The following is an 18,068-nucleotide window of genomic DNA, read 5'->3' on the forward strand; positions in this document are numbered from 1 at the left end:
TCGGCACAATGAATTCAAAACCGCACCGTTTTTTAATTAAATGAGAATTTGATACAGACAGAAGAACATAAGAACAAAAAATAAAATAGCCGTTCCATAAGCAATAGAAATTTAAGGTTCGTGGTGGGACGTGCCGATAATGACTCCCATTTCACTTGCTGTTTTACTATTCTGCGGGTCGTCGGCATAGAAAGCCCAGCTCCACATGGCTGGCCAAAGGAAGTTACCTTTCAGGCGTAGTATCAGTTCGCAAACTTGTGCATAAAAACGGTGGTCACCATAGTTTGTGCCGTAGGTCTGTTTTACCCAACCGGTCAGACAGGGCGCTTCATCATTCAGGAAGATACCGCGGTAGGTCACCGCAGGTTCTCCGTCTGTATACTGTCCCGGCTTTACATATACATTCTGTTGCTTTCGGATAGGTACGTCCGCCCACCAGTACCAAGGCGATACCCCTATTTGTTCGGAAAGTTCGTAGATACCATAAATCGTACCGCGTCTGTCGCTGCCGATGATAACCACTGCTTCCTCCACTCCTTCACAGGGATTCGTGATAACTTGCAGGATATATTTCTCGTTTTTCCCTTCCAGCTCTTTTTTATCTATTTTGTTTGCGGCCATCAGTCTCTTTACAAAAGGAGTACTGTAAGTACCTGCAATGATACACCGTTTCGAACTTGTGCTTGTTAAGAGTTCGGGCTTTGTCCCGCATACTTGCAGTATGTCTTGTTGAAGATTGCCGGCAGCTATCATCACTCCTTTGTCTTCGGAAGAATCTACGTATATCGGACAAGGAACTCCTTGGGATATCAACGGAAAATGATTATCGGCCGGTGTGAATACTACGAATGGCTCGGCGGCAAATGCCGCTATACTCACAGCGGAGAGGTAGAAGAATAGAAATAGTTTTTTCATGGTTTCAATATTTAATAGTATGTTGATCATTAATCTTACTTTTAGGATGCACAACTCCCATAATAGGATAGAGGTGTCATGTTGTAAAACTATTGTTCTTCTTCATAAATACTATATTTAATGAAATTATCTTCTTTGTGTCTTAAATTTCAAGAATGGTTTATTTTTTGTCTGTACTGTGACACGATGCAAAGATAGTGGGTATTGATAAGAACGGGCTTTGAGTATGTTACAATTATTTATGCTGTTGATACCAATCTACTTTTTGAACGGTTGATATCTTCTAATATCTCTCGCACAGATAGTAAAAAGAATTATTGTTGATGGTATTGAATCAGCCCTTCCATCGGACTTTGAAGAATCTTACCGACCTGAATACCTGTTGTTTGCGCAGCCTCCTGCAAAATCTCCTTGTAACAATGAGCTACGGAACCAATAAAATGTACCGGATATTGCTTATAATCATATTGCATCACGTTTCTGCGGAGAAAAGCGATAAAGCTGTTGAGTACTAGTGAACGGATAGCCGGTTCTTCCAAGTGTTGTGCAAGGAAAGGGGAGAGACTAGCCAGAAAACGGTTCGGGAAAGGCTGGCGGTAAACGCGGTCGATGATTTCGGGAGCCGTCAGGCCGAACTGTTTTAAGAAAGCTTCTTTGATGGCGGGTGGAAGCTGGTTTTTCAGTATATCGCCTACCAATAGTTTTCCTAAGACTGCGCCGCTTCCTTCATCTCCCAGGATGAATCCAAGAGGGGAGATGTTGTTGACAATCTCTTCACCATTGTAGAAACAGGAATTGGAACCTGTGCCGAGGATGCAGGCAATCCCGGCTTCATGTCCGCATAGTCCGCGGGCAGCGGCAAGCATGTCCGAGTAGGCTTTGATATTCCCGATGACGGGCAGGCTGTCGGCAATAGCCCGCCGGAGGACGGGAGCCTTTTCGGGCGTGCATCCAGCACCATAAAAAAAGACGGAGTTGATCGCTCCTTCCGGTAGTTGTGGCAGGAGGGAGTGCGTCAGCTCTTGTTGAATCTCTTCTTCTGATTGGAAGAAGGGATTAATTCCCTTCGTTCCCATTCGTTTGACCGAGGTGCCGTTGAAAACGATGCACCAGTCGGTTTTGGTAGAACCACTATCTGCAATGAGTATCATATCTTAATGTATATTTTCTTTTTGTATAATATATAACCTATTGACCAGTTAAGTAAGACAAAGAGGATGGCATAGGCAAGAGAGCCTCCTTGGTTTCCGAAAACAGGTTGGAGGGCACATTGGTAGACAACTTGTTGGATGGAGGTACTTTCTCCCTGATAAGTGACGTTGGTAGCGCATATTGAAACGCCGATGACACCTGCCATTACATAAATAAAGAGAGGGTTCACGCCGAAAGACTCAAAGAAACGGCTCCATTTTTTATATCCTTTGATGTCGATAATCCAAACGAGTAGAGCCAATAGACTGGAGCCTAATCCACAAGTGACTAGCACAAAGGTAGGCGACCATATCTTTTTATTGAATGGGCAGCCATAACTGAATAAGAAGCCAGCAAAAGTCAGAATGGTGCCGATAAGGAAAAGCCTTTCCAGCTTCTCATGTATATCTTTCACTTCCATGAGTAGCTTACCGACGCAAAAGCCGATCAATACATGTGCGATAGAAGGAATAGTGCTAAGAAGTCCTTCCGGGTCGATGTGGCTGTTTTGATATACATGGGCGTTTCCTAAGATGCTGCGGTCGACGATGGAAAGAATATTCGTTTCGTCGTAGGCAAAACCGTTGCCAGTAATGAGAATAATGAAATAACCTACTAATAATATGACAATCAGATAAGGTATATGCTTGTGTCTCAGCAACAAGGCAATTAGTGCCGAAGCACCGTAGCAGAGCGCTAGGCGCTGCATGACTCCCAAGATGCGAATTTGCTCAAATGGGAGAGGATTGTGGGTGTAACACAGTAAGGCAAACCAGTTGAGGGCTATTCCGATAAGGAAAATAACAATGGTTCTTTTGATTATTTTCAAAGCAGTCGGAGTGTTGAATGTAAAGTTATACTTTTTAAGTGAGATATAGGTGGAGATTCCCATGATAAACATGAAGAAAGGGAAAATGAGGTCTGTGGGGGTAAGACCGTTCCATTGGGCATGTTTAAGGGGAGCGTATGCATGTTGCCAGGAGCCCGGATTATTAACTAGGATCATTCCTGCGATAGTAATGCCTCGCATTACATCGAGTGCCAGAAGGCGTTTGTTACTTGTTACATTCATGACTGTTACTTTTTAATGTGTTAAATTAGTAAATATGTTTATTGTTTCTTTCCGAAAGCATCTTCCAGTCGGTTGCGAATCATTAATGAGGCAACGATGCCGGGCAGGGTACAAATACAAACCCAGATAAAGAAGTTGGTGTATCCGAGATGTTCCTGTATCCATCCCGCAGGCATCCCGGGAAGCATCATACCCAGTGCCATAAATCCGGTTCCGATAGCATAGTGCGCCGTTTTGTGTTCACCTTCCGCTATGTAAATCAGATATAGCATATAAGCGGTAAAGCCAAAACCATACCCCAACTGTTCGATTGCTACACAAATGGCTATAAATATAGGATTGTCCGGGGTGGCGGCAGCCATCCATACATATAATAGATCGGGAATGTTGATGGCTAATGCCATGGGTAATATCCATTTCTTGAATCCGTCACGGGAAACAAGGAAACCACTGATGACTCCACCGAGCAACAAAGCTATGACACCTATGGTACCGTAGATCATTCCGACGGTTGCCGTAGATAAACCCAGTCCACCTTTATCAGAAGCATCCAGCAGGAAAGGAGAAGCTATTTTGGCTAACTGTGATTCTCCCAACCGGTAGGTAAGGAGGAAAAAGAACATGAGACCGAGGTTCTTTTTCTGAAAGAATGTGACGAAGGTCAGGAGAAAATCTCCCAACAACTTACCCGGTGTGAGTCCGGGACGTTTCATGTCCGAATCAGGATGGGGGAGGATGAGCCGATGATAGATAGTAAGAGCCAAAAATAATCCGGCAAGAAGGTAGAATGTAATGCTCCATGCCAAGGGAATATTGTTCTGTGATGTTTCTAGCCATCCTGCCAGCATGACTAGAATCCCCTGCCCGAAAATATTGGCAAGCCGATAGAAGGTATTCCGGATACCGACAAAGAAAGATTGTTCCTTATTATTGAGCCCGAGCATATAGAAACCGTCTGCTGCGATGTCATGCGTAGCGGAACTGAACGCCAACAACCAGAAAAAAGCAAGAGTCAACTGTACATAATGAGCTGTCGGAATAAAGAAGGCTATCCCGGCAAATCCGGCAGCGATGAAACCTTGCATGGCGATAATCCAGGCACGTTTCGTTTTCACCAGGTCGACGAAAGGACTCCATAGCGGTTTGATAGTCCAGGGAAGATAGAGCCAGGAAGTGTATAAGGCTATTTCCGTATTGGATAATCCCAAACGTTTGTACATGATAACAGCAATCGTCATTACCGCTACGTATGGCAGCCCTTCTGCGAAGTAGAGGGTGGGGATCCAGCTCCAGGGATTTCTTTTTGTAGTGGGTGTTGTCATGGTATTATTCTTTTTTTATTGATATTGTTTTTCGAGCGTACTGCCGGGGTAATAGTGAGACAGTATTTCTTCATATTTGTAACCTTGCTCTCCCATTACGGCAGCACCAATCTGGCAAAGTCCTACTCCATGTCCCCATCCGGCTCCGGTAAGGATGAACCGTGAAGGGAGTTTATCTTCTTTATGTCCCTTTTCTTCATATTCTTTGTCTATTATGAAAGCGGAACTATACAGATGGGAAGCAGATAGGGTACGGCGTATTTCCAGTTCTTTCCCGATAATAAGCGTTCGCAAGGTTCCTACAATTTTCAACCGGACAAGACGTCCCGACGTTCCGCGTTCTATAGGAATTAAATCCAGAATTTGCCCGAAGTCAATTCCCGAACGTTGATGAATCAGTGTTGAAAGTTCTTGTTGGGTATAGCTGACTTTCCAACGATAGAAGTCTGCCGTCTCCTGGTCATAGTTGTTTAATACCTGACTTAGAATCTTTTTATCCTGCGTATTGCAGAATGAAACAGGTGAAGTACGGATCCATTTGTCAGCCTCCGCCTCTATTGTCAAATCGGGCAATTGGTTCTCGGCCTTACAATCTCGTTGACCGGTGAGATAGGGGTGCTTTACGTTTTCCCAACAATTCTGAAACTCTTCAAAAGCCCCGCCGCAACATTTAGAGAAACGGGCGTCGCAAATCGTTCCTGCATACATCAACACTTCACCCCGGGTAGCAGTGACTGCTTCGATGGCTTGTGGTGTTGAGGCTCGTGTAATTCCCTGATAACGCTGGCAATGATCATCGGCACATACATCGAAATTTCTATGTGCTTCATGGTCATACCATTTTATATATTGAGAATGGAGAGTGGAGAGTGGAGAGTGGGCTGCGCTATCCGGCTGCACAGTAACTCTCCACTCTCCATTCTCAACTCTCAACTTATTAAGTAACCAGCTTCGGGAGATGACGGCGTGAGCCTTTAGGAGTTCTAAAGAAGCTGTTGCGCTCATTTCGGATGAAATTACACTGGTAAGATATTCTTCAATGGAAATCACATTGATGGCGGTTAGTTGTTCTCCTTCGATGATAATCTTTAATTCCCCTTTGAATTTCTGGACTTCTTTGCGTTCCCAATGGAAGTTGATTCCGATGGTCACATCTTTCAGTTCAAAGAAAGCATGTGCATTTTGTGGAGGAATGAAGGATAATTCGTCGTACTCTTTCCCTTGCCAATGAATCTTCCCATCCTGATAAATAACTTTCTGTGTCCCGGAAATTTCCGTTCCGACAGAAGAACTAAATTTCACCGGAAAAGAGAATTCAATCTCTTTCCCGGAAAGGATACCAACTGTTATTTGAGGTTGATTCATAATACAGCTTTAATACGTTCTAGTATTTTTTGCAGTTTTTCTTTGGATATAGATACTTCCCGATAGATATCATATACCTTTTCAGGAGTCAGTTTCTCCATATCCTCTTCACGTACTATAGGGAATATGCCGTTCATTTCAGCAATAGCAGGACTGATGAGAATTTGTTCGTTTCCTTTTGCGTAATAGCAGTCAGGACGATGTTTGCTGCGTAAGAAGATAATACAATTGTAAGGGTGTTCGGTCACTGATTCAAATTCTTCTTCGTAGCGCTCTCTAAAATCCTCTTTGGTGCGTTCCAAACCATACCAGGCAAGAATATTCATCATTGGTTCTTTTCCGTTATTATTGGCAGCTAAGATGTCGTAAATCAGATGAAAGGTTTTCGACATTGTTTTCTTATTTTTCGCCTGAATCCTGATGAAACTGTACGGAAAATCTTCATAACTAATTCGCACCTTGTCGTTATCTATTAATTCTATGTGATCGTAATATGATCCCTGCATACTTTCCTCTTTACTGCAAGCTTGAAAATGGGCATGATCGGGAGCGGAAGCTCCACATTCCGGTCCATTATACAAAAGGAAGTATTCTCTCATTATGTCGGTGAATTCTATCATATCTTTAAAACGCCCGGCTATGGATTGCGACTTGTGTTCCTTATCTACAATTGTAAAGTGGTGTTTAAATATGGGATAGGGATTAACCAGTATCTGATAATTTCCATAACTGATGAATTCTTGTTCCTGCGGCCGGTTTGTTTGGCAGAGGAAGCAAGGCCGTGAGTGAATGGAGGCAGTATCTGTCTGTGCGGTAGCCGAAAGAATACGTTTCGGATTAAGGAATAGGTTCGCATCTAAATTTTGATTACCAAACCATTTGGATATTTCTTTTGTTCGTGACCGATACTGTTCCAATGCCTGGTAATTCTCTTTGGCTAGTTCCCAAGAAAGAGTTTGCTTTTGGAATAATTGTTCGATACTTTGCTGAATTTTCTCTAATGTCGTTTCTTGTTGCAGGATGCGCTGTTCCAATTCCCACGTACGAAGTCGGTCTTTATATAGATTATTCTGGTTGATTTTCTCAACAGGCAGTGCAGCATCCGAGTTGCCTTCCCAACGGCGGCAAAGGTAAATCACGTCGTATATTCTGCCTATCTGATAATCGTGTGAAATTTTCAATCCAAGGGCATAATCTTCTCCATAGCTTGTGTTCGGGACTTTGATTTCCCGAAGAATGGGCGTGTAGAATGCACGGGGAGCTCCCAGACCGTTGATACGTAATGCATTATTTCGTCCGTTGTCGGGCGTCCATTCCTTATGATCAATGATGCCGGGGGCAATTTCCTGCATATCAAAGTTAGTCATCATATAAGTACCGATTACCATTGCACATTTCTGTTTATAGAAAGTATCAATGATGATTTGCAGGCTATGTTCGTCTTTATACACGTCATCGCTATCAAGTTGGACGGCAAACTTTCCGCATTTCTCGTGATGGATACCTATGTTCCAACATCCGCCTATACCGAGGTCATCTCTTTCGGGAATGACGTGAATCAGTCGCTTGTCCGAACTAAGTTCACGGAGAACTTCACTGGTTCCGTCTGTTGAATGATTGTCGATGACAATGACATTGAACGGAAAGGTCGTTTGCTGGTTCAGTGCCGAGCGTACGGCATCTTTGACTGTGCGAATACGGTTGCGTACGGGTATAATGACAGAAGCTTCATACTCAAAAGTGTGGGAAGAGAAGTCTACGGGACGGAAGATAGGATAAAGATATCCGCCAATTTCCTTCAAATGGTTGGTGCATGCCTGTTCCATTTCGATCTGTACCTGACGGTTTTTAGGGTCTACATAATCGAACTGCTTCTCACCGCTTTTCCGCTTGTCACTTTCTACTTCGGTATATAGATATTCGTTGATGTGTACCAGTTTGCTCTTTTGGGATATTTTGAGTCTCAAATCATACAAGCCTGCATATTGATATTCTTCTTCCGTATTTTCTATAACTTCCTTGAATGCGTTGGCATTGAACAGTAGAACCGAACCGAAATTGAAGTCGTCACGCAGGCTACCGGGTTGGTAATCAATGACCGGAGCTGTTTTTTGCACACTGTCTATCTGTTGGTAATGGTCTGCATATACCATGCCAGCTTGGGTCATTTCCATTACTTGAACCATTCTTTCAAGAGCGAACATGCCTATTTTTAGTGCAGTGTGTTTGGTATAGAGCAAGGTATATGTTTTATCAGAATGTTCTGCAATAGCTCGCATCGCTTGTGTAGACTGCATTTTCTCTACAGAGATGAGTTCGCATCCGGGAATGCAGACATTGGTAATTGGCGGTGCCAATAAATAAATTTTGTCTACCAGTGTCGATGCACGTAACTCCTTAACTGTTTGCACAGTTTCTTCCAACCGGCTGAAAGGAAGAAAACAGTTGATTGTTGTTTTCATTATTTTACTTTTTGTTTTGTAGTATGAGTTGTGTAAGATGTTTCTTTGTCTTGTCTTTTGATGAACAAACAGAGTCCAAGGAATGTGAACAGGGCATTGATTATCAACAACTCGTAACTAATTTGGTAACCGTTGAGCCATGCTTCTCCTATTCTTTGCAGGATATAGCAAAGAATAGGAGAAGCGATAGCTACCAACGGAATATATTTATCATAAACTTGTTTCTTGGTGAAGATGCTAAAAGCAACAACATACCATGCCGATTTACGGTTTCCGACAAAGAATCCCTCATTGTCGGCTTTGCGTCCTGCTATATAAGAGATAGTGAACAGGATTATAAAGTATGCCACAATAGTAATAGATATAACGGCTGGACTCATATCTGCTATTTAAATTCGTTTGAGGATGAATGATCCGAATTAGTTTTTCTTTGTCTACAAAAGTAGGGAATTTATCATAGATATGTATACTCTTACCTATTTTTTATTCCCGGTGTGCCTCCGGTCGCGTGTTTGGACGAACGCCAGTTTTTATTGAGCGAGGACAACTCCGGAGATTTCTTTTCAAGCGAAATGCCGGTTGTCTTTTGGTTGTCAGAATCGTGCATCTCATCTCTAAAGCAACAGGTGTCGAACGTATGTCCTTTTTCCGGCTTTTTGCTGCTGGAAAGTGCCAGATAGCCTCCGTCATTATTAAGAGCTGGGAATTTGGTTATTTCTATCAAATTTTCTCCATTTACTTTATGTTTTCGAATGACCTTGCCGGGGTATTTGCTGAAACAGAGATAACCTTTGGATGGAATGGTGAGAGGATCAGAGGATTCTTCATTAGAGAGAATCGTAGTACTGTATACGGTACCGCTTTCATACATCTTGTATAGATAGAGAGCAGGTAAAATGATTGCCTGTTCAGTTGGATTATAGATTTCTACATACTCTGCACCATCAGTGGCATTGTTATACATTATTTCGTTGAAGAGAAGCATGCCTCTCACATCTTCCGGTAACTCGGGAGATTCAGGAGTGTCAGGGTTGTCCGGTAGATCTGTTCCGGGATTATCGGGTGTTTCATCAGGGGTAGTGTTCGTTTCTACATCGTTGGACAACTGTATGTGGTGAAATGTGAATCCTTTACAGCGTGTTTTGGTGTAAATGCAGTATATACCGCAGTAGCGGGAAGTCTGTATATCAGTATCTTTTATCTGTTTTTCTTTTACATATTCATTCTCAGATTCGCGTCGTGTCCAAAAAGTCCAGTAACCATTGTTGTCACATTCTACTTTTATATATAATTTTGGTGAAGAGTCGCCTTTCATCAGTTCTCTTCCCGAAGCCAGTAATTTAGATTGCTCTCCGTTCTGACGATAAAGAGTTACATTGTCTTTTGTTCCTCCTATCTGAATATAATAGCCGTTCAAATCACCGGAAAGAATGTTTGAGGAAGAAGTCAGGTAAAATCGTGCATAATTGTTGGCGGAGGGATTAAAGGTGAGGTGAACTCCAAATTCCCAACGGGTGTTTTTTACAGAGGTGGAAGGAATGGTGACGTATGCTGTTCCGGCGTCTTCCTGCGGATCATTTAAATGGATTCCTTTAGAATTGATGGTGAATTTGTCCGTTTCTCCTTCCCAGGGAAGTTCGGACGTGATAGTGTCTTCTCCATTTAATCCTCTCTTTTCTTCGTCATCAGCAGGAAGCGAACAGTTGTAGAACAACATACTGAAAAAACATAAGAGAATGACTGTTTGGTAAGTTTTCATACGGTTTTTAATTTGAGTTTTTCGTTAAACCGTATTTGTTTGTGTATAATGCAGAAGCAATTGCGGTTTTAATAGTTGAATGAGTTGACAAAGGTAGACTTTTTTGTTGGAAAAAGACCATATTTATTGAAGAAATAATTGTAAATCCTTTTGTTTTTTGTAAATGCGTGGAAAGGAAACAGTGAGGGGTTATCAAAAGTCATATCTGATTTATTGACTTTTGATAACCCCTCACTGATGTTACATTCAATATTGAGACATTATTCGAAGCGTGGCATTACATATTTATCAGTGTAAGATGTGAACGTAATACCTGGCATGGAATGAACGTTCGATTTGTTCTCCAACTTCTTTATCAACGAATAATCGTTGGCATCCAATGCGTAATAATTGTCTGAAGCCGGAGTTGTCACGCGGACTGTCCAGTCGAACATATTACCGATGATGGTGAGCGCATCTGTTTTTGGATCAAATGCCGGAATCCCAGTTTTTACGATTTCATATGTCCGGTTCTGCAACACATAGAAAGCGTTGTTGACATCAGTCATAAAAGCAAGTGTCTTTTTGTTTCTGAACTCGGTCAGATACAGATGTTCTAATGTCAGGCCTTCAGGCAAGGTGATGGCACGGACATACGGGCGTCCTTTCACCTGTTTCAGATGAAACAGACGACGGTCTGTGTCCAACAGAAGATAACCTTCGTCATACTCCTTTTTTACTGTCGGATTTCCTACGATCTCCGTTGCCGGAAAACGAAAATCCTTCTTAGTCATAGCTTCGGTAAACTGAAGGCTTTTATCTTCCTTCACGCTGTTGGTAGCCATGTCGATAAATTCGATCCTTTTGGAGGTGATACGGAATACGTCATCCGGCATTTTCAGGTCTACACGTCCTGACATAGATTCCATCAGCGGGTAAAGTCTGATAGAAGGCGTGTTTATATCCGAAGGTACACTACGGAAGTTGAAGTTTTCCGTCTGCACCATTTTGGGAGTCACTGCGATTCCTTGAATGGTATCCGGAAAACGCTCATCAGACATCAACTGGCGGAAATAAAACATAGGCAGGATGCTGTCGAAAGCAGCTTCCGAATAAATGTTTCCTGCAAGGTCACGGCGCACGGTTCCTTTCCCTTCTTCTTGTCCCATCTGGGCGAAATCGCCAATTACGAAACTATACAGGGTAAAGGGAGTCTTTTCCGGCTTTACGATAAAGAAATTGTAACACCAAGGCAACTGCCAAAGCAGCAGAAAAGCGATGGTTACATATAATAGTATGGTACTGAAACGTCTCATTTCTCAATCTTTTAATATTTAATCTTTTATTTTTATTGGTTAATCCTGTTTTCCAGCTTTGAACCGTACGATAGAGAGCCACGAGAAAGAGGCTGTCAACAAAGTATAGACCACTAAATAAGGGAGAAACTTGTTGTATGCTTCCGGTGTAGGCGACAGGAAGAAGATTCGGAGTAACAATACTGCGATAATGAGATTCAGGATACGGCGTTTCCATGCCGGTTCGAGGCAAATCCATGCGACGAGCAGATAGCCGGAGATGCCGGCGAGATACCACGTTAAAGCGGTTAGCAGTATGTGGTTTTTGAGTTCATGAGCAAGTATTCCGTTTAGATAGATCTCCATCAACAGGAAATTGGAAGCGAAGCAGACAAGAAGCAATATGAGTCCGGAGAGTAACATATTGCCTGTCATTTTCAGTTCCGGATAAGGCAGGTGGAGAGTCAGCTTCAAACATTTGCGTTGCATCTCAGGGACAAACTGCACGATTGCCATCAGGATTCCGGCAATCAGAGGGATATATTGCAACATATCAATGAAGATGACATCCCGTTGCAGCATGACTTCCCATACATGGGCAGCCCCTTTCATTTCTACCACCCGGTTGATGCGGAGCATACAGTAGCCTGTAAAACCAAGTGTGGCGACCACGGCAAGCAGAAAATACCACCGTGTCTTTATCCATTCTTTATAAAATATAGCGTACATTCTTGAGGATTTATGATTTATGAATGATGATTTATGGGTTACGAGTTGCCAATTCTTATTCTTAATTTAATCAGTATTTCCCGGTGAGGCCGATAAAGGCATCTTCCAAATTCACTTGTTCACAGTGCAAGTCTCTGTAGGGCACTGACATTGATTTCAGTTTAGCTTCTGTTTCTGCCGGTTGCAGGAAGGAGAAAGTCTCCAACTGGTTCCGCATGACAGAAGGATGGTAGAAATCATCCGATGCAGGAAGTTCATAACCTTCGGGTATAGTGAAGGTGTAGCGACGTCCTTTTTCCAGTAATTCGGCGATTGGTTTCTGAATCAGTATCTTTCCGTAGTCCATAATAATGCAGTCGTCAACGAGACGTTCCATATCCTGAATGATATGTGAAGTCAGAAAGACGGTTTTTCCTTCCGAGCGGGCGTAGTCGCGGAGATAGTCGACAAACAGGCGGCGGTAGCCGGGATCGAGTCCGAGTGAGAAGTCGTCCAGTACCAGAAGTTCCGGATTTTGTGCAAGGATAAGTCCGAGAGCTACTTGAGAGCGCTGTCCGCAGGACATACGTGAGATACGTTGTCCGGGAGCTACTTTCAGTTTATTCATCAGTTCGTAGTACGCTTCTTTTTTCCACTGGCCGGGGTAGAAGGCTGCGTAGAATTTTTCTATTTCGGTGATGGTCATGAATTGGTATTGCACATGACCTTCGATGAGCAGTCCGATATTGCGGCGCAGAGCCGGTGCCATTGTTTGTATCTCCTGTCCGAAGATGCGGCATTCCCCTGAACGGGGTTTCAGGTAACCGCTCAAGATATTGATAGTGGTGGTTTTGCCCGTACCGTTCTTTCCCAATAGTCCCAGGATACGTCCTTTAGGTACTGTGAAACTAAGGTTTTCGTAAATCAACCGTTTGCCATAGTAGTGCGTCAGGTTGTTACATTCGATAATTTGTTCCATTTGATTTTATCTGTTATTTCGATTCAAAAGAAGAAAAGGAAAAGAATGGGAATCAAGATTCCGACAATGATTTCTATTCCCCCTCTGCCGATAATGCCCTTGTTCCCTTTCAGCATGATGATGCCGGAGAGAGTAATGATAATAAGGGCGATAGCGAAAATATCCGCGAAGTAAGTCCACCATTGTCCCGGATTGTAATGTAAACGGGACATTGCTCCGATAAGCGGGCGACGGGTGACGGATTCATATACCGCTTCTCCTGTCTTCACGTTTACCAGGAGGTTGGAACCGCCTTTCAGGAAGACTTTCATTACATCCGTTTTCGGGAAGTAATATTTGGTATAGTTGCCGGTTTCTCCTAACGGTTCCAGTAGAGTTAGTACTTTCTCTTTACTCATTCCAGCTTTGTCCGGTAGCTTTTCCGCTATTTTATATTCTTTCCGTGTGATGGAGAAGTTCGGATTAATCGTGTCACGGTGATTCATTACAATTCCGGAAATGGCATATATCAATACCATTCCGGAAAAGAAAAATGACAGGTCACGGTGTATGAGCCGACTCCATTTACGGATGTTACTACTCCACTTCATACGAATTAGCTTCCATAAAATAGAAAGATAAATACTCTTTTCCCGTTTCTGCCTTGCGGTCGGCTATTTTTGCGCGGAAGTCTGCGATGCGGGCTTCGGGGCTGTTAGCCGTTTCGCCGCGTGCTTTCTTTTCAGAGTCGCATCCGGCTTCGTTTGTTCCGTGTTTCTCGGCAGCCTGTGCTTTCAGTTGCGCTTCCCAGTTTTGGAGGTAGGCTTCGTCGATGCGTTGTTCTTTTAATGTTCCGGTAACACGGACGATAGAGTTTACACATTTAGGATCGAAGGCTCCCAATGTTCCGGCTTCTACACGGATCACTTGTGTATCGTCACTACCCATCAGGAAGATTTTCTTTGCACCATGTTTGCAGGTATGTGTGCAAACGCCTTCAATGGTAACTTCTTGCCCTGCAAGGTTTTCGGCATTGGCAAGGAGAGAATCGATTTCCAAAGCGGAAGATGCAGACTGTTCTGTTGTCGCTTCTGATGCGCTTTTCTGTTGTTTGTTACCACATGAAGTTCCGATAAAGGTTATTGCCATAAGGGCAATGGCGATTGTTAACTTTTTTGTTTTCATTATTATTGCTTCGTTTTTATATAGTTTGTAATCAGTTTTTCGTTTGTTTATAGCTTGTAATAGTTAGCCTTACGGGCGGGGGAGTTTCAACCCTGCCTGAAACTTTTAGTTTCATACCGAGAAACAAAGTGTTTCAAGGCATGAAACAAATGTTAGTCTTTTAATTAGCGGCTTGGTCCTTTACACAACGGAGTTGCTGACCTGATTTAATGCTGATATAAGGAACGTTGATGCGTCCTTCGGGATAGCTTTTTGTAAATGTTGTCATTTGGGCGAAGAACTGGATATTGGTTAGTTTTGTTGGATCTGTCTTGTCTAGATAAAGTGGTGCGTAACAGGTAGAAGACATAATATATGTCAAAGCCGGTTGTCCTTTATATTTTTCTAAAGTTTCTGATGTTGTATTACCTGAATAGAACGTTGTTAACTGGTATGTAGGTGTAGCAGCAAAAGTACTTTGCATTCTCACACCTGATAAAACATAATTCCAGCCCGCAGCGTTGTATTTATTCATATTTCCTCCACTATATGCCTCATCATAAAAAAGAGCGTCATTTTTGGTCATGTTGCCGGTTTCTCCTACTGCTTTATTTGAAAGTCCGCAGAGTCCGACGAATTCCAAGCGTGTCGGGATGTGCCAACCTTCCGGACAGATGCCTTGAGCACCTTCAAATTCATAACAATTTTCTTCTGTTACTTCTTTGCCGCCAAGTGCTGCATACAAGTCATAAAGATAGCCTAACTTTTTGATGGATGCTTCATCTGTCAGGGCTTCCGCTCCACCGGCAGTGGCCTTATCTGTAATTCCGGTAAGTTGATACGGATACCAAATGTGTGCATCCGCTGTCGGGTCACTTGAAGGTGTATATCCTTCCGGCACATAACGTAACGGTTCTGCCATCCAAGTCGTTCCGTTAGCAAGTTTCACTGTTTTATAAGTCTCTCCATAATAAACGAAATATCCGTCATGTTCCTCGAAATTAGTATCACCTGGTGTTTCGTCTTCTTTCGGTAATTTGTCATCATCACTACAAGATGCAAAGAGTGCTGCTGCGAGCATAAACATTAAGTACTTTTTCATGTTCTGATAAATTTAGTTTATATAATTATATTGATTCATTTAAAATATATATCCTAGTTTAATGGTTTCACTCCACCGATTCGCTCCTACTATGTATTTAAGGTTGAAGCCATGTGTATATTCGGTTTGGATTTCCGCATACATTCCTCGATAAAACTTGTAGCGGAGTCCAACTTCAAACGTTAGTCGGGGGGCTGTTGCGTATTCGTTCTGTAGATTATAATAGTCTGTCAATCGGTACGGAGGTTCACCCGCCTCTGATTCAGTTTTAACTGTTTTACTCTTCTCCGTATAATCTCCAATAGAGAAAACACCGGAAGTTTTCAGATCAAATAGTTTGGTGTGGAATGTGCCGGCAAGGTAAATACGCCCACATGTCATAGTCTGTGAAACGGAGTAGGGGAACATCTGTGTAGTCAGACTTTTCAATGATGACACATTCGCGCCAAAGCGTAGTTCTCTCCGGGGGGCTATGAACTCATATTCGGATTGGACAGAAAAGACACTTCTTTCAAAAATGCGGTTAGAACCATAAACATGAGTAGTCGTTATTCCGTTGGAAGTTTCCCGACCTAATACATTTTCATCATTAAATTGGCGTGACCAAGTCAAATTTAACCGTAGGAAGTGTGCTGCATTTCCTTTTGAGAAACGATAGCTCAAGTGTGAAGTGACCCGATTGGCCGGGAATTTGAACCAGATGCTTTCCTTTTCTCCAGCCGAACCTGATGAATGGCTGTATTCCACATCTACATAAAAAGCCTTCCATTGGAATTGAGCGGCTGCTCCGTGAGATAGTTCTTTAATAGGAAATCCATTCATACCCGATTCATTCAGATGAATTCCGCTGCCTTCCCATGTCTCATACGCACCGTACATTAGTCCTTTGTCCAAGAAGGCATAGTACGATGTAGCAGCGGTGCCGATTTCTTCTGCTTTGACCGATTCACTGTTCTTGCCAAAAATGTAAGAGAATCCTATGGCATAGTCATCCGAATGATACATTATACTTGGAGCTACTTTTAAGTCTAGTCTATAATTGGTATGCCGCAGATCTTTACGTTTCGAGTAGTTGGCGGAGGTAAAGTCTATTTTTCCGCCTATACGCCAACAGGGGGCAATGTCTTTGGCTATACCTCCCATGAAAGCATAAGTCTGTAAATCTTTCCGGCCGGGAGTAAATTCCAGTATGTCTACCGGATAGAATCCCGGATGAATGAACATAGAACCACTCATATTTCTACCGGAAGTGTGATCAAACGAAAATGAACCTGTCAGAGAATAGCTTTTTAGATGTGTGATAGACTTTGCTATTGCACCTGCGTTCCATAACTTGTCGGCTTCGTAATAATTGTGGAAATCGCCATGATTATTCCTACCATATAGTTCAGCATAGGAAACGGTGGTACTGTCCACCATTATTCCGGTAACGTTTGCTCCGGCATTCCAAGGATTACGCCGTTCCACAAGATCGTAAGATTGTGCCGAGACTGTGGATGCCACGTACAAGAAAAGACAAGTTATATATATTCGTTTCATATTATTCATGCAGGGATTGTTTTTCTCTTTCATAAAAGTCCGAGGAAGAGTTGTTGGTATCTTCCAGTATTTCATAGCCTGCTTCACGAGAGGCTTCTTCATCGGTATGGCGGTACAGGGTTCGTCCGTCATATAGCGCACTTTGAGTAACATAACCCGCATCAACAGAAGGCGGCATACGTTTCATATTATTGGAGGAACCTCCATAGTATATTTCTACTGCGTCTAATACCCAGTCGACCGGTACTTTAACAATCCTGTCTACTGTGCTTCCAGGTTTTTGAATAACATTGTCTGCCTGCGATACAAAATCTTGTATGGTAGTGTCTTTTGCCTTAAACAAGACAGTGGCAGGAGAAAATACAGAGAAAGTATAAGCATTTGCCTGTCCTGTTTTTATCACAACATTCAGATAATGGTCTGGCGTTATCTGGTCGCCCGGTGCGGGGTGATACAATGTATTCCAGAAATATACGGGATTATAACAAACGAAATATCCGGGTTTGTTCAGATTGACCGATTGGGTGTATTGCGCTGCGTGGTCGATAGCTCCGCAGATAACAACTACGGCATCTTCGCCAGGAGCCAAAGGGAATGTCTGTCCCGTACCTCCGAACTGCCAGACACACTGTGCCACAGGTAAAAAGTCCGGAAATATGGTAGCTCCAGTTGATTCATCCTGTGTTACCCATACATTGGTTGCCTGCGAGTTATAAGGATCGAGTGAGCCGAAGCATAAACCATCGAGATATTGTGTCTCGAAGGTGTTGTTGTGTAGAATCATGTATTTGTCTGACTGATAGTTGCCTTCAAACGGTAGCTTGGTGCATCCCCCGCAATAAATCTCCTTGATAACAATGTCACCGGACCTGGAGTGCATCAGTGGGAGATTGAGGGCGAGGTCTCCATTCACAAACTTCACCTTGTCTGCCAATCCGTTGAAGATATCCTGCTCCGCTTTATCACTTATCTGAATGCGGTATATGCCTTTGGTCAGGCTGAAACGGACTGTTCCGTTTTTATCTGTTTTTGACGTATACGAATTCCCCCGGTCTATATCTTCGATTTTTACGGTAACTCCTTCTCGGAGATAATCTGAGTATTCGTCCGGATATACTGCATTTACTTGAAGCGTATGCAGTTGGTTATCGTAAGGGTTGTCCTTGTCAATGTCTGTACAACTTCCTGTGGTGAAGAATGTCATCAGTAATAATATGTATGCTAGTTGCTTCATTGT

The 18,068-nt window shown here is 42.8% G+C and carries 14 protein-coding genes and 2 pseudogenes; all 16 read right to left on the bottom strand.

What is annotated here, in order from left to right:
* Window positions 1-114: 114 nt before the first annotated feature.
* Window positions 115-915: pseudogene (locus A4V03_RS00275) on the bottom strand (glycosyl hydrolase 115 family protein); the annotation flags it as partial.
* A 314-nt stretch (window positions 916-1,229) separates the two neighbouring features.
* Window positions 1,230-2,066, bottom strand: a complete 837-nt coding sequence (locus A4V03_RS00280) for an ATPase (RefSeq protein WP_065537501.1) — start codon at window positions 2,064-2,066, stop codon at window positions 1,230-1,232.
* Window positions 2,063-3,178 carry an acyltransferase family protein gene (locus tag A4V03_RS00285; protein ID WP_065537502.1) on the bottom strand — a complete coding sequence of 372 codons (1,116 nt, stop codon included), beginning with the start codon at window positions 3,176-3,178 and terminating at the stop codon, window positions 2,063-2,065. Before A4V03_RS00285 ends, A4V03_RS00280 begins: the two co-directional genes overlap by 4 nt.
* A gap of 38 nt (window positions 3,179-3,216) precedes the next feature.
* Window positions 3,217-4,500, bottom strand: coding sequence for an MFS transporter (locus A4V03_RS00290; RefSeq protein WP_065537503.1), 1,284 nt, complete (start codon window positions 4,498-4,500; stop codon window positions 3,217-3,219).
* Between the two features lie 15 nt (window positions 4,501-4,515).
* Window positions 4,516-5,865, bottom strand: coding sequence for a SpoIID/LytB domain-containing protein (locus A4V03_RS00295; protein ID WP_065537504.1), 1,350 nt, complete (start codon window positions 5,863-5,865; stop codon window positions 4,516-4,518).
* Entirely contained in the window at window positions 5,862-8,327 is a 2,466-nt protein-coding gene (locus A4V03_RS00300; RefSeq protein WP_065537505.1) for a DUF4922 domain-containing protein, read from the bottom strand. Before A4V03_RS00300 ends, A4V03_RS00295 begins: the two co-directional genes overlap by 4 nt.
* Window positions 8,327-8,572: pseudogene (locus A4V03_RS00305) on the bottom strand (sodium:solute symporter); the annotation flags it as partial. The gene A4V03_RS00300 and the pseudogene A4V03_RS00305, both read right to left, overlap by 1 nt.
* A 227-nt stretch (window positions 8,573-8,799) precedes the next feature.
* On the bottom strand, window positions 8,800-10,086 hold the full coding sequence (locus A4V03_RS00310; RefSeq protein WP_065537507.1) for a hypothetical protein: 1,287 nt from the start codon (window positions 10,084-10,086) through the stop codon (window positions 8,800-8,802).
* Between the two features lie 260 nt (window positions 10,087-10,346).
* Complete coding sequence (locus A4V03_RS00315; protein ID WP_065537508.1) at window positions 10,347-11,381, bottom strand: DUF4857 domain-containing protein; 1,035 nt, start codon at window positions 11,379-11,381, stop codon at window positions 10,347-10,349.
* 39 nt (window positions 11,382-11,420) lie between these two features.
* Complete coding sequence (locus A4V03_RS00320; RefSeq protein ID WP_004322228.1) at window positions 11,421-12,089, bottom strand: hypothetical protein; 669 nt, start codon at window positions 12,087-12,089, stop codon at window positions 11,421-11,423.
* 70 nt (window positions 12,090-12,159) lie between these two features.
* A complete protein-coding gene (locus A4V03_RS00325; protein WP_065537509.1) occupies window positions 12,160-13,047 on the bottom strand; it encodes an ABC transporter ATP-binding protein in 888 nt (295 codons plus the stop codon).
* Window positions 13,048-13,070: 23 nt separating this feature from the next.
* Complete coding sequence (locus A4V03_RS00330; RefSeq protein WP_065537510.1) at window positions 13,071-13,637, bottom strand: PepSY-associated TM helix domain-containing protein; 567 nt, start codon at window positions 13,635-13,637, stop codon at window positions 13,071-13,073.
* Window positions 13,624-14,211, bottom strand: a complete 588-nt coding sequence (locus tag A4V03_RS00335; RefSeq protein ID WP_024987618.1) for a hypothetical protein — start codon at window positions 14,209-14,211, stop codon at window positions 13,624-13,626. The genes A4V03_RS00330 and A4V03_RS00335 overlap by 14 nt, the downstream gene beginning before the upstream one ends.
* Before the next feature lie 160 nt (window positions 14,212-14,371).
* On the bottom strand, window positions 14,372-15,292 hold the full coding sequence (locus A4V03_RS00340; protein WP_065537511.1) for an FISUMP domain-containing protein: 921 nt from the start codon (window positions 15,290-15,292) through the stop codon (window positions 14,372-14,374).
* Between the two features lie 39 nt (window positions 15,293-15,331).
* Window positions 15,332-16,840, bottom strand: a complete 1,509-nt coding sequence (locus A4V03_RS00345; protein WP_065537512.1) for a DUF6850 family outer membrane beta-barrel protein — start codon at window positions 16,838-16,840, stop codon at window positions 15,332-15,334.
* Window positions 16,833-18,065, bottom strand: coding sequence for a DUF4876 domain-containing protein (locus A4V03_RS00350; protein WP_065537513.1), 1,233 nt, complete (start codon window positions 18,063-18,065; stop codon window positions 16,833-16,835). The genes A4V03_RS00345 and A4V03_RS00350 overlap by 8 nt, the downstream gene beginning before the upstream one ends.
* Window positions 18,066-18,068 lie beyond the last annotated feature (3 nt).

The sequence above is a fragment of the Bacteroides caecimuris genome, from assembly GCF_001688725.2.
GTDB lineage: Bacteria > Bacteroidota > Bacteroidia > Bacteroidales > Bacteroidaceae > Bacteroides > Bacteroides caecimuris.